Here is a 22,184-nt window from a genome sequence, read left to right on the forward strand (position 1 = left end):
GGCTTTATTCGGGTGCCCGGTGCAGCCCGGCGGCGAAGGCGACGCGCAGCGCATCGGGAAAACTGCGGGCATTGAGCTTTGCCATGGCGTGCGCGCGATGCACCTCGACGGTGCGCGACGAGATGCCCAGATCATAAGCGATCATCTTGTTGGGCGCGCCGTTCGCAAGCCGCCTCAGGATCTCAAGCTCGCGTTCGGTGAGAGCGGCGAGCAGCCGCTGCGCGTCGGCGCGTTGCAGATCGGCGGCACAGGCATTGGCCAGCCGGTCGAACCCCGCATGCAGCGCGGCGAGTAAGGCACCGCGTTCGAACGGCTTTTGCAGAAAATCGACCGCCCCATTCTTCATCGCGCGGACGGCCATGGGAATGTCGCCATGCCCGCTCAGCATGATAACGGGAAGCTGGATGCCGCGCCCGATCAGCGTTGCCAGCACCTCCATGCCGTCGGCTCCTGGCATGCTCAGGTCGAGGAGAATGCATCCATGCCTGAGCGCGCGCAGGTCCTTCAGGAAATCGTCGCCCGAACTCCACACCCTGACCTCGAAGCCTGATTTGCGGAGCAGGAAGGAGGCGGAGCGGCGAAAGGATTCCTCGTCGTCGATCAGATGGACGAACTGTTCAGCCATGGCTGGCCTCCCCGGCGCGCGCGATGGTGAAGTGGAAGACCGTGCCGCCGCCCGGCCGGGGCTCTGCCCAGATCCGTCCGCCATGCGATTCGATGATGGTCCGGCAGATCGCAAGGCCCAGCCCCATGCCGTCGGGCTTGGTTGACATGAAGGCGTCGAACAGCCGGTCGGCAATCTCGGGGTCGAGCCCGTCGCCGCGATCGGCAACCGACACGCGCACAAGCCCGTGGTCGAGGATCTCGCCGGTGATCGTCACCTCGCGCTGCGCCTTGCCTGCCATGGCTTCGCAGGCATTTTTCATCAGGTTAATCAGCACCTGCTGGATCTGGATGCGATCGACCAGCACCAGGGCCTGGGCGACCTTGATGTGCAGGTCATCGCCGCCGTTCCGGCCGCCGGGCAGGCTGCCCGGCAGGCCGATCGCCGCCGCGTCCCGGACGATCAGGCTCAGATCCTCGATCGTCTTGGCCAGTTCGGCGCCCGCTGCCAGATCGCGCAGATGGCGGATGATGTCGCCGGCTCGCAACGCCTCGGCCGCTGCCTCGCGCAGCGCTTCGTCGATTTCCGCCATGTCCGCTTCGGCCCTGCCCGCGTCTGACGCGTCGGCGAGCATATGGCGGACGCTTTCGACATAATTGGCGACATTGGCGATCGGCTGGTTGATTTCATGCGCGAGCGTCGACCCGAGCGCGACCATCGCGTTCACGCGCGCGGCCTGGGCCAGTTCGGCGCGCAGCTCCTCCACCCGGCCTTCGGCGATCGCCTGTTCCTCGAGATCGCGGATGAAGGCGGTGAAGATTTGCTGGCCGCTCCAGTCCTCGCCAAGGGTGATTTCGATCGGGAAGTGGCTGCCATCGCGGCGCTCTGCGATCATCGCCCGCCCGAAACCGATCAGCCGGCGTTGCTTGGTCCGCAGATAGCGGCGGATATAGCCCGCATGGTCGCTCGCGTCCCTGCGACGCATCAGCACCGAGACGTTGCGGCCTTCAAGCTCTGCAGCGGGCCAGCCGAACATCCGCTCGGCCGCCGGATTGACCGACAGGATGACGCCCTGGCGGTCGGCGACGATCATCCCGTCCGGCATGTTGCGGATGATCGATTGCAGATACCGGTTGTGATGCGCGTGTGCTGTCGGCGTGCGGTCGATGGTCTGGTCGGGTTGGTCGATGACAAGACCTTGCGCGGGGTCGATTGCGCGCGGGGCGGCCGTCACAGCCTCCCGCTCGCCGGCTGCGGCGGGGCCATCATCGGGCAGATGGCGTTTCGGTCCAGTGGCCATGATGCCGGAATGAGCTCTGCCGTCGGCCACGGCTATCCGCAAACTCCACAATATGCTGCTCGGTTCCATGGGCTGGCCTGCGCGCATCCGATAAGGCCATGGCTACAGCCACAGCTCGGCGCGCACTTGCGTCACCGCTTCGGGCCGGGCGAGCGGCATAAGCATGAGGCGCAGCTCATAGGCCTCGGCAAACTCTTGATGGATTGCCCGGACATGAGGCGAGGGCGCTGCAGCCGCGAGTGCGCGGTGCTGCGCCAGGCGACGCGTGAAAAATGCCACATCGTCCATTGAACCGGCCTCCCGATGCGGACCGCTCCGGTGCAGAGCCGGTGCATGTGCGTCCTGCGGCCCTGCCATGTCGCCGCGTCGGCGCGTGGCGCGTGGCGCGGTCAGCGGGCTGAAACCGCTCTAATGCGCGGCATCGAGGGTCGATGTCTGGCAATGCAGGCCCCGGGCGCGGCAGATTTCGCCCACCGTTTCGCCCACGTCGCGGGCTTCGCCCTTGACCGCTGCAATATCGGCGATCGACACGATACCGACCAGATCGCCCCCATCCGCGATCACCGGAACGCGACGGATCTGTTCGTCCGACATCGTTTCCAGCACATCGTCCAGACTGTCATCGTCGTTGCATGTGACCGGGCTGGATGTCATCACCTCTCCAATCGGCGTGCTGCCCGGCAGCCGGCTGGCCAGCGCGCGGACGACGAGATCGCGGTCGGTGACGACGCCGACCAGCATGCCGCGATCTACGACCGGGATCGCGCCCACATCCTCAACCGCCATCAGGCGCGCGGTCTCGGCAATGCTCACCGCCGGTCCGACGGTCAGCAGATTTCTGGTCATGATCTCACGCGCTTTCATGGTCGGAACCTCCTTGCAGGCATTTTCCGCCGAAGGCGGGCGACCCGGTATTGGGAATGTCCACATCGCGCCGGATCATGGGAACACGACGGTCTTGTTGCCGTTCAGCAGCACGCGGCTTTCGGCATGCCAGCGGATGGCGCGGGCGAGGACGATCGTCTCGATGTCGCGCCCGGATGCGGCCAGCCGCTCCGGGGACATGGCATGGTCAACCCGGATCACCTCCTGTTCGATGATCGGGCCTTCATCGAGATCGGCGGTGACATAATGGGCGGTCGCGCCGATCAGCTTCACGCCATGCGCATAGGCCTGGTGATAGGGGCGCGCGCCCTTGAACCCGGGCAGGAAGCTGTGATGGATGTTGATCAGCCGCCCGGCAAAGGCCGCGCACAGCGCCGGGGACAGGATCTGCATGTAGCGCGCGAGCACGATCAGTTCGGCACCCGTCGCGGCGGCAAGGTCGTGCAGCTGCCGTTCGGCCGTGTCGCGCCCGCCCGGCGTCACCGGCAGATGATGAAAGCCCAGGCCCCTTGCCGTCACCAGCTCCGCCCAGTCGGGGTGGTTCGACACCACGCCGACAATCTCCACCGGCAGGTCGCCAATGTCGCGCCGGTAAAGCAGGTCGTTCAGGCAATGGCCGGCGCGCGACACCAGGATCAGCGTGCGCGGGCGGTCCTGGGCGGCGCGGACCGCGACGCACATGCCATAGTGGCGCGCGACCGGGGCCAGGGCATCGCGCAGCGCATCGCGGCCGAGCGCGGGGCTTTCGATCACGATGCGCATGAAGAAGCGCCGCGAATCCTGATCCCCGAATTGCGCCGATTCGACGATGTTGCAGTCAAGCCCGTGCAGGAACCCGCCGACCGCGCCGACGATCCCCGGCCGGTCCGGGCAATGGATGGTGAGCACCAGCCGCGCCGGCATGTCATTCGTCCCGGAACGCGCGCCGGAAGCTGTCGGAGACAGGTTGCAGGAAATATTGGAACAGCGTCCGCCGGCCGAGCTTGACGAACACCTCGGCGGGCATGCCCGACACCAGCTTCAGCCCGGTCACGCGCCGCAGCTGATCGGCATCGAGCAGGATTTCGGTTTCGTAATAGAGCGTCCGGGTCTGTTCGTCCCAGGTCGCGTCGGCGGCGACGCGCCGCACCTGCCCGCGCAGCAGCGGGATCACCCGCGCCTTGAACGGCGTCAGCCTGACTTCGGCGTCGAGACCGGCGGCGACCAGATCGATGTCGGACGCCTTCAGCCGGGCCAGCACGATGATCGGTTCGTTGCTCGGCACGATGTCGAGAATGGGCTGGCCGGCCCCGATGACGCCGCCCGGCGTGACGATGCGCAGCCCGACCACCTTGCCATCGACCGGCGCGATCACCTGTCGCCGCCTGCTGATGTCGCGGCCGGCGACTAGCTTCTGCCGCGCCTCCTCCAGCTGGGCGCGCACCATGCGCTGCTCCAGCGCGGCGTCGCCCGTCATCTGTCCGCGCAGGAACGTCATCTGCGCCTGGTTTTCGGCAATCGCCTTGTGGGTGCGGCCGGCCGCGCCGATCAGCTGGCTGCGCTGGCCGGCAATGCCGGTGGCCTGACGCTGGAGCGCCATCAGCCGGGATTCGCGCTCCAGCCCCTCGCCGACGAGTGTGCGGACCTTGCCGATCTCCGCATCGAGCAGGCGGCTCTGCTCATCGAGTGCGCCGATCTGGGCGGTGGCGCTGCCCAGCTCCGCGCTCGCCCCGCCGACCCGCTGGCGGATGATGTCGAGCTGCCCGGCCAGCGCCGCGCGCCGCGCCCGGAACGCGCCGTCGGATGCGGCGATGATCGCGCGCACGGCGGGGTCGCCCGCCCGTGCGGTCAGTTCGGCCGGATAGGTGATCGCGGCCGCCCCCGCTTGCTCCGCGCTCAGCCGGGCATCCTGCGCCAACAGGCTGTCATAGCTGGCCTGAAGCGCGCTCAGCTGTGCGCCCGATTGCGTGTCGTCCAGCAGCACCAGCGGCTGTCCGGCGCGCACCTGTGCGCCTTCGCGGACCAGAATGCGCGACACGATCCCGCCTTCCAGATGCTGCACTGTCCGCCGCCCGCCGCCATCGGCTCGCAACAGGCCGGTGGCGACGGCGGCACCGTCAAGCGGGGCGAGCGCCGACCAGAGCGCGAAGATGGCGACGAAGACGGCCAGCGCCGCATAGCCGAGGCGCATCGCGCGGCGGGTGCGCGGGGCGAGGGCGCTGATCTCGGTTGCGCGGAACAGCATCGCCGGTTCGGGGCTGCGGAAGATCGGGGGTGCGTTCATGGTCGCCTCTCAGCTGGTGACGACGGGTTCGCCCGCGCCGTGCACGGCAGCGGACGGCGCGGGGGCGATTGCGGCGGGCGCGCGAACCGGCGCGCGCGGGGCACCCATGTCGTGCAGGACCTGCGCCGCCGGGCCGAACTTCGTCACCCGCCCGTCCTGCAGCACCAGGATCTTGTCGGCGAGCTGGAGCAGGTTCGGCCGGTGCGACACCACGACCGTCGTCACGCGCCGGCGCTTCAGATCGGTGAGCGCGCGCACCAGCGCTGCATCCCCCTGGGTGTCGAGGCTGGCATTGGGTTCGTCGAGCACGACCAGCCGCGGGTCGCGGAACAGCGCGCGCGCCAGGCCGACGCGCTGCCGCTGCCCGCCCGACAATTGCCCGCCGCCTTCGCCCAGCACCATGTCATAGCCGTCGTCGAACTCGAGGATCATCCGGTGGCAGTCGGCCGCGATTGCCGCCCGGATCACTTCATCGGGCAGCGCCTGCGGGTCGAACCGCGCGATGTTGAGCCGGACCGAGCCTGGCAACAGCTCCACATCCTGCGGCAGATAGCCGATGCGCGGGCCGAAATCGGTGCGCGCCCAGTCGAACGTGTCGGCGCCGTCCAGCCGGACATGCCCCTGCACCGGCTTGAGCACCCCGACCAGCAGCCGCGACAGCGTCGTCTTGCCCGATGCCGATGGCCCGACAATGGCCAGCATCTCGCCCGCACTCAGGCGGAAATCGACGCCTTTCAGAATGGGGGTGCCGATGCCCGGGGCCATGAAGGTCACGCGGTCGACCACCAGATCGCCATTCGGCTTGGGCAGCACCATGTCCGACCGGCGAACGGCCGGCAGCGTGCAGAAGCGGTCCAGCCGCTGAAACGCCTGCCGCGCCAGCACGAATTGCTTCCAATAGCTCATCGACGCATCGATGGGGGCGAGCAGCCGTGCGACGATGATCGTGCCCGCAATCATCGCGCCGCCGGTCAGCTGCATGTCGATGACGAGCAGCGCGCCCGCGCCCAGCAGCAGGATCTGGATCATCTGGCGGACGAATTTGGCGGCGGCGACGGCCCGGATCGACAACAGGTTGGTCTGTTCGGCCGCCTCGATCTCGGCGGCATAGCCGGTCGTCCAGTGCGCGACCGTCCGGTCGGCCATGCCCATGGCGTCGATCACTTCGCTGTTGCGCATCAGGCTTTCGGCGAACTGCATGTTCGCGCTCGCCAGCATGGCGTTTTCGCGCACCCGGTTGCGCGTCGCGCGTTCATTGTAGAGCGCGAGGGCGAACAGCGCGACCGCGCCGATCGTCGCGATCACCCCGAACCAGATGTGCAGCAGGAAGGTCGCCGCGAGGTAGAGCGGCACCCACAGCATGTCGATCAGGTGGAACACCGTCGGCGTGGCGGCAAAGCCCTTGACCGTGTTCAGCTCTCGCAGCACGTCGAGCTGGCGGCCGGCGATGACCAGCCGCTGTTCGAGCGCGCGCGACAGCAGCCGCCCGCCCAGATGTCCGGCGAACCAGCCGGCGCTGCTGTTGGCGACGGACTGCCTCACGCCTTCCAGAACCGCGCTCAGCAGGATCGCCAGCGACACGGCGAGGGTGAGGAAGATCAGCGTGTCGCGGCTCTGGCTGGTCAGCACCCGGTCATAGACCTGCATCATGTACAGCGATGTGCTGAGCGTCAGCAGGTTGATGATGCCGGAAAACACGATCACCCGGCGCAGCGCGGCACGGCATGGCCGCAGCAGCGGTGCCAGCGGCCGTTCGGGGTTCAGACGGGGGCGTGGCGAGATCATCGGCCCTGCTCCATTGCGAGGATGGCGGCGGACCGGATCGGCGGGGCGAGGCCATAGACCAGCCGGGCCAGTTCGAGTTGCCGGTGAACGCCAAGCTTGTTGCGGACGCGTTTCAGATAGGTTCGCGCCGTTTCTTCGGTCAGCCCGATGCGGCGCGCCGCATCCGCGAGGCTGTCGGTTGCGAGAAACGCCTGAAGAAACCGCTGTTCGGACGGCAACAGGCCGAGCGCGCCCAGCATTTCGCAAGGCGTGTCGGGCCGGTGTGGATCGAGGATCAGCAGCATCGCGCAGCCCTCTGCCGCCGGCGCGAGCGCGGAGCTGCCGGGCACCACCACCGCCAGCCGCCAGTCATCCACCGGATCGCCGATCCTGAAACAGCTATGCGCGCCGTCGCCGCCGGGGCTGGCACAGGCGCGGCGGATCGCCTCGCGCAGCGCGTTGGTCTGCCCCGGGCGCGGGCAGCCGATCCGCCCGTTCGCCGCCTGCACGACAAAGCCGCGCCCGGCGAGCATTTCCCGCGCGCTTTCGTTTGCAAACAGCACGCCCCCGGCCTGATCGGACAGGATCATGGCAACCGACACCTGATCGAACATCGCCGTCAGCCGGGCGATCTGGCGGCCGCGATGGCTGGCTTCGGCGCTGGCCAGCGCGGCGTCCTGAAACAGCGGGATCGCATCCAGAACCTGGCGCTCCACCGCTGCGGTGAACGGGCCGGCCTGCGCCGTGCGGAGCAGCAGGCCGGCAATCGCGCAGCCGGGCGCGCCGGAACTGCCGCCCGAACCTGTCGTGCGGATGACCGCGCCATAGGCGAAGCGGGCAAGCAGCTGGCTCATCTCCGCACTGCCGGGCTGGACCGGGCATGTCTGCCACAGCCGCTCCTCGGGCCGGACGATCTGCATCAGCGGCAGCGTGAAGCTGGTGAACGGGCTGCCCGGAAACTCCTGCCAGATCCGTTCGGCAAAGCCGATCAGACCGGCGGCGAGGCGCGCATCCTGCTGAAGTTCGTCCAGCCCGATGATGTGGAGATAGCGGCCGGCACAGGTCCCGCCTGGTTCGCAGGCCAGCACCGCCGCCTTGATGCCCAGACCGGCCAGAAAATCGCGCCAGCCCGTCCGGGCGGTCATCGTCGGCTGAAATCCGGCATGGATCCCGTCCGAACATGACGCGGCCGCAGACGGCGGGTTGCAGACAGTATCCACTGCGTATGAACCCCTTGATGTTTCGGAAAATCGCATTCCAGTGTCGATTATTGTTACTATTATGCGACCGATTGCATGTATGTATTGGACAAACGCCAATAATGGCGCTGGGTGTCGCTGCCTTGTAGATTTGTTAGTTTTGCCGCGTTGCGCGCTCTATTGTGGAATATACGAATATAGGCGCAGGGCGGCGCATTTTATGTCCCTTTTCAGGGATGCCGGGCCTTGTGCCGCGATGATGGCCGAACCGCCGGAGCGCGGACCACGGCGTCGATCGCGGGCTGAACAACCGGCCCGGCGGCCCTTCAGCGACGACAATTTCGTCCGCGATCAAAGGGGTATTGCACATGCTGGATGGCCTGCGCCTGTTCGCTGCGGCGGGAGCCGCTCTGGTCGTGACCGCCAGCGCCGCGACGGCGCAGCAGGTCGACATGAATGAGGTCGAAAGGGCAGGCGGCGACATGGCGGCGCTCGCGGCCGAAATGCTGGCAACCAACCCGACCGTGCTTGCCCAGCGCGCGGCCGTTGACGGGCTGGCCGCCCGGCTCAGGTCGGCGCAGTCGGGCTATCTGCCGTCGGTGCAGGCCAATGCGCTGTCGCAGCGGCGGCAGCTGACCATTCATGGCGGGGCGGGCGACCAGAACTTCACCATCGGCCAGGTCGATGTCGAGGCGCGGCTGCCGCTGTTCGACGGGTTCCGGACGCCCAACAGCGTCAGCCAGGCGCAGGCGGAGCTGGAATCGGGGCGCGCCGCGCTGGAAGCCACGGTCCAGCAGGCACTGCTCGACCTGTTGAGCGCCGCCGCCGACGCCCACCGGGATCGCCGCATCCGCGCTTTTGCCGAAGATCAGGCGCGGGCGGTCGCCGAACGGCTGCGGTCGACCTCGCGGCTGCTTGAGTTGCGCGAAGCGACCATGACCGATGAAAGCCAGGCGCAGGCGCGACTCGCGGTGTCGGAGACCAATGTGCTGGCGGTCGAGGAGGCGGTGGCCGCTAGCGCGGCGGCGTTTGCGGCGGTGATGGGCCGCGCCGTGACCGAGGTGCCGGCGCTGCCCGATCTGCCGCCGATCCCGCCCAATCTCGATGAATCGCGCCAGCTTGCCGAGTCGAGCCCGGTGGTGCGCGCCGCGCGCGGCAATGCCGCTGCCGCGCAAAAGGCGGTCGATGTCGCGCGCGGGGCGTTTGCGCCGCAGGTCGATCTGGTCGGCGGCTATGAGTTTCTGACCGGCGGGGTCGCCAATCTGTTCATCGGGCGGCTGCCCAATGACCGGTCCGCCGTTTATGGCGGCGTCGAGATGCGGCTGCCGCTGTTCCAGCAGGGGCGCGAATATGCCGAGCTGGCGCGTGCCCGCGCGCTGCGGTCGCAGCGCCTGCACCAGATCGCCGCGTCGCTGCGCGAAACGGTGCGCGACGTCGACACCGCCTGGGCGCGCTGGATGGCGGCAACCGGCACCATCGCCGCCGCGCGCCGCGCCGTGCTGGCGCAGGAGCAGGCCGCGCAGGGGGTGCGGCGCGAAGCGGTCGGCGGGGGATCGCGCACGCTGATCGATGTGCTTGATGCCGACAATGAACTGCTCGCGGCGCGTGCCGCGCTCGAGCGGGCGGTGCGCAACGAATATGTCGCGCGCGCAACCCTGCTGGCGGCGACGGGGCGGCTGGCGCTGACCCGCCCCGCGGGCGACCGCGGGGCCCTCGGCACAGCCCCCGCTGCTCCCATTCGGGGACAGGCAAGCAACTGAAAACTATTGCGGATTGTCCCCATCGAGGAATGTTGGGGGATCCGGTTCGATCCTAGTTCGGCGGTGTGAGGGCGTTCCGCTCTCATCCGGGGCGATGGTCCTGAACGGGCGGCCCCGGCCCAAAGACGGAGGATCGACATGGTAGCTCCAACTGCGCCCAAGGCGGCAACCGCACGCGCCCAGGTGATCGGGACGGCCCTGGCCGAAACCATCGACCTGATGACCAGCAACACCACGGCGGCCTTGCCCTACAACGCCCGCGCCGGTGGCGGCGACGACCGGGTGTTCGGCAACAATCTGGACAATGATCTTTACGGCGATGGCGGCAACGACGTCGTGATCGGCCGTCAGGGCAATGACCGCGTGGAAGGCGGGGCGGGCAACGACACGCTGGTCGGCGACAATGCCTCGTTCGTCGTCATCGGCCCGGGCAATGCCGTCTGGCAGGGCCTCGACCAGCCGGGCGACGGCAATGACACGCTGCTCGGCGGTCTGGGCAACGACACCGCCTGGGGCGGCGGCGGCAATGACTTCATCCATGGCGGGGCCGGCAATGACACGCTGAACGGCCAGTCGGGCGACGACCGGATCGTCGGCGGCGATGGCGACGACACCGGCAATGGCGGCACCGGCAATGACGATCTGTTCGGTCAGGCCGGGGCCGACACGCTGAACGGCGATGCCGGCGACGACTATATCGAAGGCGGGCTCAACTCTGTCGGCGTCGACACGCTCAACGGCGGCGACGGCAATGACGTCATCTTTGGCGACAATGGCCACAGCCTTGGGGTCACCACCACCGCCAATATGGGCGCGGGCAACGGCACCAATCCGGTCGGCGGCCGCCAGCCCGACGGCTTCGCCTACAATGCCGATGGCGAATATGATCCGTCGCAGGGCAATGCCGATGTGATCAATGGCGGCAATGGCGATGATCAGGTCTTCGGCCAGGGCGGCAATGACCGGATCAGCGGCGGTGCCGGCAATGATCTCCTCTGGGGTGACGATGGCGACGACACGATGTCGGGCGGCACCGAGGACGACCAGCTCGACGGTGGTGAAGGCAATGACGTGCTGGACGGCGATGACGGCAATGACGAGCTTGACGGCGATGCCGGCGAGGATCTGATCCGCGGCGGCGCCGGCAATGACTTCGTCCAGGGCGGTGCCGACAATGACACCGTTTTTGGCGGCATCGGCGACGATGTGCTGAACGGCGACGATGGCGAGGACAATGTCCAGGGCGAGGCCGGCAATGATGTGATCACCGGCGGCGTCGGCAATGACGTGCTCGGCGGCGGCGATGGTGACGACCTCATCATCGGCAATGGCGATCCGTTCTTCGACCCGACCGATCTCAGCACCAGCGACGATGACACGATCCACGGCGGCAACGGCAACGACACCATTTATGGCGAGACCGGTGACGACACGATCGATGGCGATGCCGGCGACGACTATGTCGAAGGCGGCGACGGCGATGATGACATTTTCGGCGACACCGGCGACGACACGCTGCTCGGCGGCAATGGGGCCGATGACATCGATGGCTGGACCGGCGACGACGATATCAATGGCGGCGCCGGCAATGACGTGCTGAGCGGCGGCGACGGCGAGGACAGGATCCTCGGCGGGACCGGCAATGACGTCATTGCGGGCGGGAACAATGACGATCTGCTGGCCGGCGAACTGGGCAGCGACACCATGACCGGCGGGGCCGGCGACGACACCCTTTATGGTGACAATCTGTTCGACACGGTCGGCATTGTCGGCAACCCCGACACTCTGGACGGCGGTGCCGGCGATGACCTGATGTGGGGCGGCGGCGGTGCCGACGTCATGGATGGCGGCGCCGACGACGACACCATGTATGGCGACTATGGCAACGACACCATGCGCGGCGGCGAAGGCGACGATTATCTGGAAGGCGAGAATGGCAATGACAGCCTGACCGGCGGCGAGGGGGATGACATCCTCTCCGGCGGCACCGGCAAGGACAGTTTCAACTTCGACGAGACGGGGTCGAGCAGCGGCTATGGCTTCGACCAGATCGTTTCGCCGACGGGGGACCGGGACTTCAGCCTCTCGAACCGCGACCAGATCGTCTATGCGGTCGACTCCGGTTTCGACCCGGATTCGGATCTGACCGTCCTGACCGACGACTGGGACGGCGAGGGCGATGCGCTCGACGTGCTGATCGCCGGGCCGAACGGCATCGTCGTCATCGAGGATTTCTGGGCGCAGGCGGATGCCTTCAACCAGAGCCTGGCCGCAGCCGGCTTCTACGATTCGGTCGATGCCATCAACAGCTACAGCCAGGGCAATGCCGGATACGACATGATCGTGTTCGACTGACCGTTTCGCGCTGTTCCGCGTTCATCCGGCCACACAAATGCCCCTGACCCCTTGGGCATGAGGATGACCGGGTGGACCTCTGCACTGGGGAAGTGACGGGCCGCCGTCACTTCCCCTTTTTGCATGCGCTTTTTGGGCATGCGCGTCCCCGGCTGGGGATGTTGGCGCGCGGCGATCCCGGCCATTCTGCTGCCGACCGTGACGACGAGATCGCGGATAACAGCCGGCCCGCACGGGCCGGATGCAGAGAGAAGGCCATCCGATGGTCACCGACCCCGTGTCGGTTGGTCCGGTGCTCCTGGTCAGACTGGTGGGGCTGTCGGACAAACCGAAGCTGCCGATGGCGCGGCCGCCCGGCAGCACCGCCAGTGCCGATACCCTGCCGCCCGCCGCCGGCCTTGCGGGCGCGCGCCCGGCACCTCCGCCACTGTCATTTGCCGACCGCGACGGATGGGCGCAGCCGGTGCGCGGCGCGGCGGCAGCCGGGGCAGGGACGGGGCAGTGGAGTGCTGCCCTGCGTCCGGCCGTTCTCGACCCGGCGGCGCGCTTGCCCCAGCCGGCGGGCGACCGGGACACTGATCCGCCCGACCCGCTCCCGCCCGATCCGTCCCTGCCCGATCCGCCCCCTGCTGACCCGCCGCTGGCTGGCCAGCCACAGCCGGACCCGCCGCCTGTCCCCGTGGGCGACGTGCCCGTGCCCGTGCCCACGCCCGCGCCCTCACCGCAGCCAGCCCCCGTTCCCGTGCCCGATCCCCCGTCGGTCCCGACTCCCATTGGCCCCGGCCCGACACCCGCTCCCGCAACGCTGGGCCCCGATCCGCTGCCGACACCCGCGCCCGCGCCGGCACCAGCGCCAGCGCCGGCACCAGAACCGACACCAGCGCCGGCACCAACACCTGCACCCCCTCCGCCGCCCGATCCCGACCTGCCCGAGGATCAGCCGACCGAGGATCCGGTCGTCGACCAGCCCGATCCGGTTGAACATGTCGGCAGCGACGGGGCCGATGATCCCGGCCGGTTCGTCGTCCCCGTCCTGCTGTTCGGGCTGGGCGGGGACGATCTGCTGACCGGATCCGGGTTTGACGACCGGATCGATGGCGGCGGCGGCGATGACCGCATCCTTGGTCTGGGCGGTGCCGATTATCTGCTCGGCGATGACGGGGCCGATCATATCGACGGCGGCGACGGGGCGGATTTCATCCGGGGCCAGTCCGATGACGATGACCTGTCCGGCGGGGCCGGCGACGATGTGCTGACCGGCGACGATGGCGATGATGCGCTGGACGGCGGCGCGGGGCTCGACTGGCTGTGGGGCGGCAGCGGCGCGGACCTGCTGGTCGGCGGGGCCGGTGCCGACCTGCTGTTCGGCGAGGATGATGACGACCGGCTCGATGGCGGCAGCGGCCGCGACCTGCTGGTTGGCGGCGCGGGGAATGATCTGCTCGCCGGCGGTGCGGGGCATGACCATGCATCGCTCACCCTGGCGGAGATCGAACGGCTCGACGACGATCTCGCGGCCTGGCCGATGCTGTGGCCCGGCGGCCTGTTCGGTGGCGCGGGGGACGATGTGCTGGACGGCGGCAGCGGCGATGACAGCCTTGCCGGCGGGACGGGGAATGATCGCGCCGCAGGCGGCACCGGTGCCGACATGATCGCGGGTCAGGACGGTGACGATCAGCTGGACGGCGGGGCCGGCGACGATGTGCTGAGCGGCGGGGACGGCGATGACGACCTGTCCGGCGGCGACGGGGACGACCGGCTGACCGGGGGCGCGGGGCAGGATGCGATCAGCGGCGGCACCGGGCATGATCATGCCGCAGGCGGCGATGGCGATGACATGATTGCCGGCGATGAGGGCGACGACATGCTCGACGGCGGCACCGGGCGGGACCGGCTCGACGGCGGGCAGGGGGATGACCGGCTGGCCGGCGGCGCGGGCGATGACTGGCTTTCGGGCGGCGACGGGGACGATGTCCTTCACGGCGGCGACGGCAATGACTGGCTTTATGGCGGGGCCGGCGACGATGTGCTGACCGGCGGCACCGGCAAGGACCGGTTCGTCTTTGATCTGCGGACGCCGTTTGGCGACGATGTCATCACCGGCCTCAGCCCGCCCAACCGCGACACGATCCTGTTCGATGTCGACGATCCCCGGACCTTTGACCGCGCGCTGATCACGGTCAGCTATGATCCCGTCGCCATGTTGATCATCCTGCACTTGGCCGGGCTGGGCAGCATCGCCTTTCCCGATTTCAGCTTCGGTGCGCTTGACGATCTGGGGGCAATCGGCATCGACGACATCAACCAATGGTCGCGCGGGCTCGCCGATTATGACGTGATCGGATTTTTCTGATGCGTTCCAGCCCCGCCCGCCAAAGGCCGCAGCCATGATGATCGCCGCCCTGCTCGCCCTGATGCCGGCGCTCGCCCTGCCGCTCGACTGCCAGCCGGGGCGGAGCTGCTGGATCCAGAAATATGTCGATGTCGATCCGGGGCCGGCGCGCACCGATTATCGCTGCGGCCCGGTGACGACGGACGGGCATGACGGCGTCGATTTCCGCATCAACGGCCTGACCGCGATGGCGCGCGGCGTGCCGGTGACCGCCGCCGCCGCCGGCACGGTGCTGCGCATCCGCGATCATGTCGTTGACCGCGCGGTCCGGGCCGGCGGCGGCGATCCGCCGGCCGGCAATGCCGTCGTCATCGATCATGGCGATGGCTGGGAAAGCCAGTACAGCCATTTGCGGCAGGGCAGCGTCACCGTCCGCCCCGGCGACAAGGTGGCGGCCGGGGCGAAGATCGGGCTGGTCGGCCTGTCGGGCGAGACCGAATATCCGCATCTCCATTTCGCGATCCGCCATCAGGGCCGGCCGGTCGATCCCTTTACCGGCGCGACCCTGCCTGCGGCATGCGGTGCCGGGCCGGGCCGCCCGCTCTGGAGCGGCATGATGCTCGCCGCCTTTGCCTATGCGCGCGGCCAGCCGGTCCGGTTCGTGATCACCACCGCGCCGGCAAGGCCGCCGCTGATCGCCGATCTGCCACCGCCGTCGCGCACGGCGCCGCTGATCGGCCTGGTCGAGCTGATCGCGCCCGACCCCGGGCAGAACATTGTGCTCGAACTGATCGGCCCCGATGACCGGGTGCTGACGCGCCGCGTTGTCCGGGCGGAGCGGCCCTATCTCGTCTGGTCGGCGCATCTGGGGCGGCGCGTGCCCGCAGGGGGCTGGCCGCCCGGGCGCTATCGTGCGCGCCTGCTGGTGCGCGCCGGGGATATCGTCCTGTCCCGCATGGAGGTGGTGGCGACGCTGCGCTGACGCGGGGGCCTTTGCATAGAATCCGCAACTGAGCTGGCCCTGCCCCCGCCGCGAGGTTTGGGACCCATTGATATGAGCGCCGCGCTCTGATCAGGCTCCAGAAGAAGACCGGAAGGAATGCAGGCGCCCGGTGACGTCACCCCGAAATGGGGGGCACGGGCTGCGCTGCTGCTGACCCCGGCCGTCCGCGCCGGGCCTATGTGGCGGTGTCTGCCCGCTTCTGACCGGATTACCGGGCGGCCCCTGCCGGGCCGCCCGGTTCCCATCGTTACAGGCCGATGCGCAGCGATGCGCGGAACGACAGCGCGGCGCGGCCTTGCTGCTGTTCGACACTGGCATCGCCGCCCAGCGTGAAGCCCGGGCTGCCGCCGAGCACGCGCACCCGGCCAAGCCAGCCATCGGTGCGCTGATCGGCGATCAGGGTGAAGTTCTGCCCGGTGCCGAACCGCGCCACCGTGTCGCCAAGCTGCCCGCCCAGCAGCTGGCGGCGGCCCGCCTCCAGTTCGATGCGCAGCCAATTGTCGTCGGTGCGTCCGCTCAGATAGCCGAGCGTGGCGCTGGCCGTGCCGGCCAGTTCGTCCGACCGCCGCCGCGCGACCGTCAGCCGGCCGCCCGCGCCGGTGCCGGTTTCGACATAGCCGGCTTCCGACAGGCGGTGATAATCGATGCTGACCAGCGGGCGCAGCGCCAGCCGGCCGAGCGCGATCTGATAGGATGCGCCGGCCGTGCCCGAATAAAGCCGGCCGTCCCAGCTCGCAGTGGCGGCGCGGCTGACCGCCCGCCCGGTGGCGGTGCGGCCGTAAAAGACGCGGTCGGCATCCATGTCGAGAAACCCGGCCGCCCCGCGCGCCCAGGCGTGAAGGCCGCCGGTGGTCAGCCGCCAATAGGCCCCGAGTTCATATTGGCCGATGCCGACGCTGTTGCCGCTGTCGCGGCCGCGATTGCGGCTGTCGAGATAGCTGGCCGACAGGCCGAAATTGCCGGCGCGGGTGATCGCCTCCGCACCGCCGGAAAAGCCCCAGCCGCGCACCTGATAGGCCGCGCTTTCGCCCCGGCTCTTGTCGGTGCCCCAGCCCGATTGCTGCAACCAGAAGCCCCAGCGGCCTTGACTGGCCAGCGGCGCATGACGGTCGGAGATGATGCGTGCGGTCGTCCGCGACCCGAGCGTTGCGGCCTCGAACACCCCGCCCGCATGGTCGGGAAGCAGCGCATCATAGGCGGCCAGAAAACCGTCTTTGCCGGTATAGCCCAGAAAGACGTTGCCGACATCGCGGTCGGCAAGGAACGCCTGATAGACGGCGGCATAGGCACCCGCCTGGGCGCGGTTGAGGCCGAGTTCGGTCGCGGTCTTGCGGCGGATCTCGACGGCAAGCTCGCCCGCCGGGGTGCCGGCGGCGAGCTGGCCGCGATAAAGATAGGGCAGCAGATTGGCGTCGACCGACAGGCTGGGCGTGCCTGCGAGCGTGGCGGCGCGGAGCACGGTGAAGCGGCCTTCGACCTGGCCGATCTCGGTCACACGCAGCTGGAGCCGCGACCCCTGTGCAAAGCTGGCCGTGCCAGCGACATCGACGCGCGTGCTGGCACCCGTCGCTGCATCGATCGCCACGCCGAGCACCGCGCCCTGGCCGACGCTGAGCGAGCCGAGCGCGACCGGCCCGGTATTGGCGATTTCAAAGCTGCCGCCGGTCAGCGTTATGGCCGCCCCGCCGGCATTGCTGACCGCGCCGCGAAAGCGCGCCGTGCCGCTGACCGCGATCTGGTCGGCCCCGCCGCCCAGATCGAGCGCGCCGAGCAGCTGCGCGCTGCCACCAAGCGTCACCCGGTCGGCCCCGCCGCCGAAGACGCTGTCGCCGGTCAGCGTCGCCGCGCCGCCCAGCACCAGCCGGTTGTCGCCCGCGCCGAAGCCGACATTGCCGGTGACGCTGCCCGCCGTCACGTCGAGCAGATCGCCGCCGCTGCCGAACAGGATCGCGCCCTGGATGCGCGGCGCTGGCGCACTGGTCGTGGTCGCGGCCTGCTGGCGCACGGTCACGCCGCTCAGGTTCGTCTGGGTGTCGATGGCGATGTTCTGCGCCGCCGCCCCGCCCGAGGCATTGATCGTGTTGCTGTTTTCAATCAGCGTGAGCCGGCCGGAGCGGTCGAGGATCGCGCTTGCCGATCCTGCACCGGTCGCCCGCGCATCGATGGTGCCGCTGTTGCGGATCGCCGTCACCGCCGCATTCTGGTCGATCACGACCGCGCGGCTGCGGCCGTTGGCGGTGCTTGCGCCGTCGGCCTGGATGGCGCCGGTGTTGCGGATCTCGTTCACCGTCGCGCGCTCGCCGATGCGCAGTGCGGTCGCCGATCCGTTGAAGCTGCTGGCCCGGATCGTGCCGGCATTGGTCAGCCCGCCGGCAATGATCACATCGCGCCCCTGGCCGCCGATCATCACCGCATTGGCGGCCACCCCGGTATAGACGCCCTCGGCTGTGATCGTGCCGCGGTTGACGAGACCGTGGCCGTTCGCCTCGCCGGCGATCGCGCCCAGGGTGACGGCACGGTCGGCCGATCCGATCAGAACCGCCGGCGATGCGCCATAAACGGTGATCGCGGCCCGGCCCTCGCTTGCATCGGGGATGCCGTCCTTGTCCTCGTCGGCATCATTGGGATTGGTGTCGGCGGGCGGCACGTCGAACAGCAGGCCGCCCGCGACATTGCCGGCAATGTGCAGCGCCGGGCCGCCCTGCAGCAGATCGTCGGCGTCAAGCCTGGACGGGTCGGCAGGCCGCGTCGTCGCCCGGTAGCCGGTGGCCGCGATCGTCCCCTGCACCGCGACCGCGCCGCCGACATTGCCGCCGATCAGCACGCCGACCGCATTGCCGCCGCGCACATCGACCGTGCCGGCGACGCGCAGATTGCCGGTCACGTCAGTCGTGCGGATGCCGAAACTGTCATTGCCGGTGACGGTGATCGTGCCGGTCGCGGCAAGATTGCCGACCAGCCGGCTGTCGGCGGCGATCCCGGCCGAGCTGTTGCTCTCCACCGTCATCGTGCCGCTGGCGGTCAGATTGCCGGTCACCTGCCCACCCGGCGCCAGCCGGATCGCGAACCGGTTGCTGCCTTGCGCGAACGGGCCGTCGGCATCGCCGTCATTGTCACTGTCGGCGGGCGTGTAATTTTCGTCGATGGTGATCTGGCCGCTGCTGACGATGCTGGTGGCCGTGCCGGGATTGACGAGGATGCCGACCGCGCCGTTTGCGCCGCGCACCTCGATTGCGCCTTCGTTGGTGACATTGTGGTTCGAGTTGACGGTCACCGCCGTGCCGGTTGCCGGTGCCACGGCCCCGCCGCTGGCGATGCGCAGGCTGTCGGGCTGGCCATTGGCGGCGGTCGCGGTCGCAACCGGCGTGGTCAGGCGCGTCGAGATCACGGTCTGCGCCCCGGCGGCAGTCGGCATGCCGGGCACAAGGCCGAGCAGGGGCAGCGGGGTCAGGCAGGTGCAGGCGAGCAGGCGGCGCATGGATTGTCCTTCTTCCGGATGGCAGCCCCGCGCGGACCGGCGCGGGGCTTCGGAAGTCAGGACGTCGCGGCCGGCGCGAACCCGCACCCGCCAGATGCGGCAAGTGCGTTCAGAAACGCAGATCCCAGCCCAGCCGCACGGTGCGCGGCACGAGCGGCGTCACCTGCGGATTGGTGACGATGGTGAAGGGTGAGCCGAGCGCGAACCGGTTGCCCGCCGCATCGAGCAGATTGGCGACGCTCAGCGTCACCGCATGCGCGCCAAAGCCGATCCGGGCGGTGGCCGACACATCGGTCCATCCGCCCTGCGCCTCGCCCAGGATCGGGCCGATGCCCAGCTGCGAGCGGCCGACATGGCGCAGCGCGGCGTTCAGCCGCAGCGTCCGCCCCGCGCCCAGATCATGGCGATATTCTGCCGAGGCGCGCCCGTTCCAGCGCGCGACATTGGGCAGGCGTGCGCGCGGGGTGGCGATGATCGAGGGCAAGGGGTCGCTTACCAGACTGTCGTTGAACAGCCCCGCCGCCTCAAGCGCAAGGCCGGGCAGCGGCCGCCAGCCGATGCGCAGGTCTGCCGTCCAGATCCGGCCGTCGCCGATATTGGCGGTGATCGGAAAGCCCGACAGATCGATGGTGTCGGCCTGAATGTCGGTCCAGCGCGTAAACGCCGCCGAGGCCTGAATGTCGAGCGCGCCCAGATCGGGGCGGCCATAGCGCAGCCCGGCCTCGACCGTGCGCACCCGGTCGCTGCTGAACCGGGCGACAAAGGCCGAATTGGCCACCAGTCCCCCGGGACGGAAGCCTTCCTGATAGCGCACAAAGCCAAGCGCGTTGGGGCCGATCCGCGCGGCGATCGCGCCCGAGGGTAGCACGGCGGCCAGCCCGCGCCGGGCATCGGCCCGCAGCCCGATGCCGGGCAGGCCCATGCCCGGAAACAGCACCGGATCGAGCGCCCGGCCGCCCAGCTGCGCGGTCACGGCGCGGCCGCCGGCCGTCACCGTCAGCCAGTCGAGCGGGCGCACCGTCGCTTCGCCGAACAAGGTCGCCTCGAACACGTCATTGCCCACCCCCGGCAGCGCCGCCGGTTCGCCGGGCGGGCCGAGCTGGCGGTTCTGGCGGGAGCGGTTGTCGACCAGGCTCGCGCCGATCAGCCAGCCGGGGCCGCCATCGGCCGTCTGGCGCGACAGCCGCACTTCCGAAGTCAGCAGGTTGATCCGCGTCCGCTGGCTGAAGCGCAGCGGCGGGCCGCCGGGGCTGGTCGAATCATAAACTTCGACCAGGCGCTGGCGGACCAGCCCGGTCGTCGCGACCAGCCGATATTCGTCCCAGTCGCGGGTCACGACGCCGTCGACCAGCAGATAGTCATTGGCAAAGGGCTGGTCGATCGCCCCGGCGCGGCTGAGCGGCGGCCCGTTGCGGTCGGCCGACTGGGCATCGTCGCCGCGGATCAGCTGGCCGGTCGCGGCAAGCGTCACCCGCCATTGGTCATCGACCGCCCAGGCCAGCGCGGCGCGGCCGCCCTGCACCCGCGCCGTGTTGACGTTGCGCGCGCCGGTCAGCGGATTGTCGATATAGCCGCCCTGCACCAGCCCATAGCCGACGAGCCGCAGCCCCAGCCGGTCGCGGGCGACCGGCAGGTTGAGCATCGCCGCCATGTCCATGCCGGGATCGCCATGGCGCGTCGTCGATGCGCCGATCATCGCCGTGCCTTCGGCCGTGCCGGTGTCGGGCCGGTTGGGCACCATCCGCACAATCCCGCCCAGCGCCCCGGCGCCGTAGAGCGTGCCCTGCGGACCCGGCAGCACCTCGATCCGGTCGATGTCATAGAGCCTGAGATCGGGGTCGGGCGCGTTATAGTTCAGCCGCGTTTCGCCGAGATACTGGCCGACCGTCGCCTGGGTCGGGCCGTTGAAGCTTGAATCGGCGATCCCGCGCACGAACAGCTTGTTGCGCCCCGGCCCGAAATGGGTGGAGGTGAGCGTGTGCAGCCGCCCCAGCAGCACCTCGCTGCCGCGCGGCCCGGTGGCGAATGCCGGGTCGTCGCCGGTGATCACGCTCGCCGAACCCGGAAAGGCGGCAAGCGGGAACGGGCGTTTGAGCGCGGTGACGACGATGTCCGGCACGTCGCCGGGATCGTCCGGCATGACCGCCGGGGGGCGGGGTCGGCCCGGCCGGGCTATTGCCGCCGCCCGCGGGTCGATGAAGATGCGGAAGGTGCGCGCATCGACCGCCATGTGGCGGGCGCCGGTGCCGGCCAGCAGGCGGGCGAGCGCGGTGTCCACGGCCATGCGGCCCGACAGGGCGGCGACCTCGCGCCGCGCCAGCGCCGGGTCGGTCAGCCCTATGCTGACATTGGCCTGGCGGCCGAGCATGACCACCGCCCGGCCGAGCGGGCCGGCGGGGATCGCCAGCGCCCTGCGTTCGGCGGCCGACGCGGTCGCGACCGGGATGAGCAGGGCGGCAAGAAGGATCGGGCTAGCGCGGTTCACCTTGGACCAGTGTCCAGCCCTCAGCCGAGCGGACGGCCCGCACTCCAAGCAGCGCGGCAACCCGCCGGAACAGCAGATCGCGGTCCGGGTCAAGCACGATCACCCCCGTGAACGGCCGCGCCGCGACCGCCGGGGCCGCGCGCACCGGCACGCCGATACTGCGGCCAAGGTCGGCCGCGACGGTGGCGAGCGGCGCGGCATTGTAGCTGAGCCGCCCGGCCCGCCAGCCGCCGACGCTTGCCGGGTCGAGTGCCGTGACCGTCACCCTGTCGCCTGTTTCGTTCAGCCCCATGCCGGGGTCGAGCCGCACGCGCTCCCCGGCCGGGTTGTAGAGCACCGCGCCCTCGGCCACCGCCACGCGCAGCCGGTCTGGCTCGCGCACCACGTCGAACACCGTGCCCAGATCGTGCAGCACCGCATCCCCGGCCCGGACCTCGAACGGGCGGCGCGCGTCATGGACGATGGTGAACAGCGCTTCGCCGCGTTCGAGCCGCGCAAAGCGGGCATTGCCGCGATCAAGCATGATCCGCGTGCCGCCGTTCAGATCGACGCGGCTGCCATCGGCCAGCGTCACGCTGCGCCGTTCGCCGGGCCGCGTCTCGATCATGTCCATGGCCGGGCTGTTGAGGCTCTGGACCGCAAGCACGCCTGCGAGCGCCGCCGCCACCGCGCCGCCAATCGCCCAGCGCCGCCGGGGCGCGCGCGCCCAAACGGGGGTGTCGCCGCCGCGCCGGACGGCACCGGCGGCTTTCAGGA

General features: G+C 69.5%; 15 protein-coding genes. 4 read left to right on the top strand and 11 right to left on the bottom strand.

The features are described 5' to 3' along the window. Nucleotides 1-4: 4 nt before the first annotated feature. From OPU66_RS04960 to OPU66_RS04995, 8 genes are all read right to left on the bottom strand, one after another. On the bottom strand, nt 5-625 hold the full coding sequence (locus OPU66_RS04960) for a response regulator transcription factor (RefSeq protein ID WP_498552491.1): 621 nt from the start codon (nt 623-625) through the stop codon (nt 5-7). After that, nucleotides 618-1,904 (bottom strand): two-component system sensor histidine kinase NtrB, encoded by a 1,287-nt coding sequence (locus OPU66_RS04965; RefSeq protein WP_498552493.1) that lies wholly within the window; start codon nt 1,902-1,904, stop codon nt 618-620. The genes OPU66_RS04960 and OPU66_RS04965 overlap by 8 nt, the downstream gene beginning before the upstream one ends. A 102-nt stretch (nt 1,905-2,006) precedes the next feature. Then, nucleotides 2,007-2,192, bottom strand: coding sequence for a hypothetical protein (locus OPU66_RS04970; RefSeq protein ID WP_498552494.1), 186 nt, complete (start codon nt 2,190-2,192; stop codon nt 2,007-2,009). Nucleotides 2,193-2,312: 120 nt separating this feature from the next. Continuing rightward, a complete protein-coding gene (locus OPU66_RS04975) occupies nt 2,313-2,768 on the bottom strand; it encodes a CBS domain-containing protein (RefSeq protein WP_498552495.1) in 456 nt (151 codons plus the stop codon). A 75-nt stretch (nt 2,769-2,843) separates the two neighbouring features. After that, complete coding sequence (gene purU / locus OPU66_RS04980; protein ID WP_498552496.1) at nt 2,844-3,692, bottom strand: formyltetrahydrofolate deformylase; 849 nt, start codon at nt 3,690-3,692, stop codon at nt 2,844-2,846. Nucleotide 3,693: 1 nt separating this feature from the next. Next, on the bottom strand, nt 3,694-5,052 hold the full coding sequence (locus tag OPU66_RS04985) for an HlyD family type I secretion periplasmic adaptor subunit (RefSeq protein WP_498552497.1): 1,359 nt from the start codon (nt 5,050-5,052) through the stop codon (nt 3,694-3,696). A 9-nt stretch (nt 5,053-5,061) separates the two neighbouring features. Then, nucleotides 5,062-6,837 (bottom strand): type I secretion system permease/ATPase, encoded by a 1,776-nt coding sequence (locus OPU66_RS04990; RefSeq protein WP_498552498.1) that lies wholly within the window; start codon nt 6,835-6,837, stop codon nt 5,062-5,064. After that, entirely contained in the window at nt 6,834-7,961 is a 1,128-nt protein-coding gene (locus OPU66_RS04995) for a helix-turn-helix transcriptional regulator (protein WP_498552500.1), read from the bottom strand. The genes OPU66_RS04990 and OPU66_RS04995 overlap by 4 nt, the downstream gene beginning before the upstream one ends. A 422-nt stretch (nt 7,962-8,383) precedes the next feature. On the opposite strand from OPU66_RS04995, the gene OPU66_RS05000 reads away from it, so the two are divergent. From OPU66_RS05000 to OPU66_RS05015, 4 genes are all read left to right on the top strand, one after another. Then, nucleotides 8,384-9,775, top strand: coding sequence for a TolC family protein (locus OPU66_RS05000; protein ID WP_498552502.1), 1,392 nt, complete (start codon nt 8,384-8,386; stop codon nt 9,773-9,775). Between the two features lie 138 nt (nt 9,776-9,913). Next, entirely contained in the window at nt 9,914-12,130 is a 2,217-nt protein-coding gene (locus OPU66_RS05005) for a calcium-binding protein (protein WP_498552503.1), read from the top strand. 262 nt (nt 12,131-12,392) lie between these two features. After that, nucleotides 12,393-14,483: a calcium-binding protein gene (locus OPU66_RS05010; RefSeq protein ID WP_498552505.1), complete on the top strand. Its 2,091-nt coding sequence runs from the start codon at nt 12,393-12,395 to the stop codon at nt 14,481-14,483. A 34-nt stretch (nt 14,484-14,517) separates the two neighbouring features. Continuing rightward, complete coding sequence (locus tag OPU66_RS05015; protein WP_498552506.1) at nt 14,518-15,444, top strand: M23 family metallopeptidase; 927 nt, start codon at nt 14,518-14,520, stop codon at nt 15,442-15,444. 268 nt (nt 15,445-15,712) lie between these two features. Here OPU66_RS05015 and OPU66_RS05020 read toward each other — a convergent pair whose 3' ends face one another. The 3 genes from OPU66_RS05020 to OPU66_RS05030 form a co-directional block, all read right to left on the bottom strand. Continuing rightward, nucleotides 15,713-18,943 carry an autotransporter outer membrane beta-barrel domain-containing protein gene (locus tag OPU66_RS05020; protein WP_498552507.1) on the bottom strand — a complete coding sequence of 1,077 codons (3,231 nt, stop codon included), beginning with the start codon at nt 18,941-18,943 and terminating at the stop codon, nt 15,713-15,715. A gap of 109 nt (nt 18,944-19,052) precedes the next feature. Next, nucleotides 19,053-21,428 (bottom strand): TonB-dependent receptor, encoded by a 2,376-nt coding sequence (locus OPU66_RS05025; protein WP_498552508.1) that lies wholly within the window; start codon nt 21,426-21,428, stop codon nt 19,053-19,055. Further along, the coding region (locus OPU66_RS05030) for a FecR family protein (RefSeq protein ID WP_498552509.1) at nt 21,415-22,184 on the bottom strand (770 nt) is incomplete at its 5' end. The genes OPU66_RS05025 and OPU66_RS05030, both read right to left, overlap by 14 nt.

The organism is Sphingomonas sp. URJC2 (assembly GCF_059803575.1).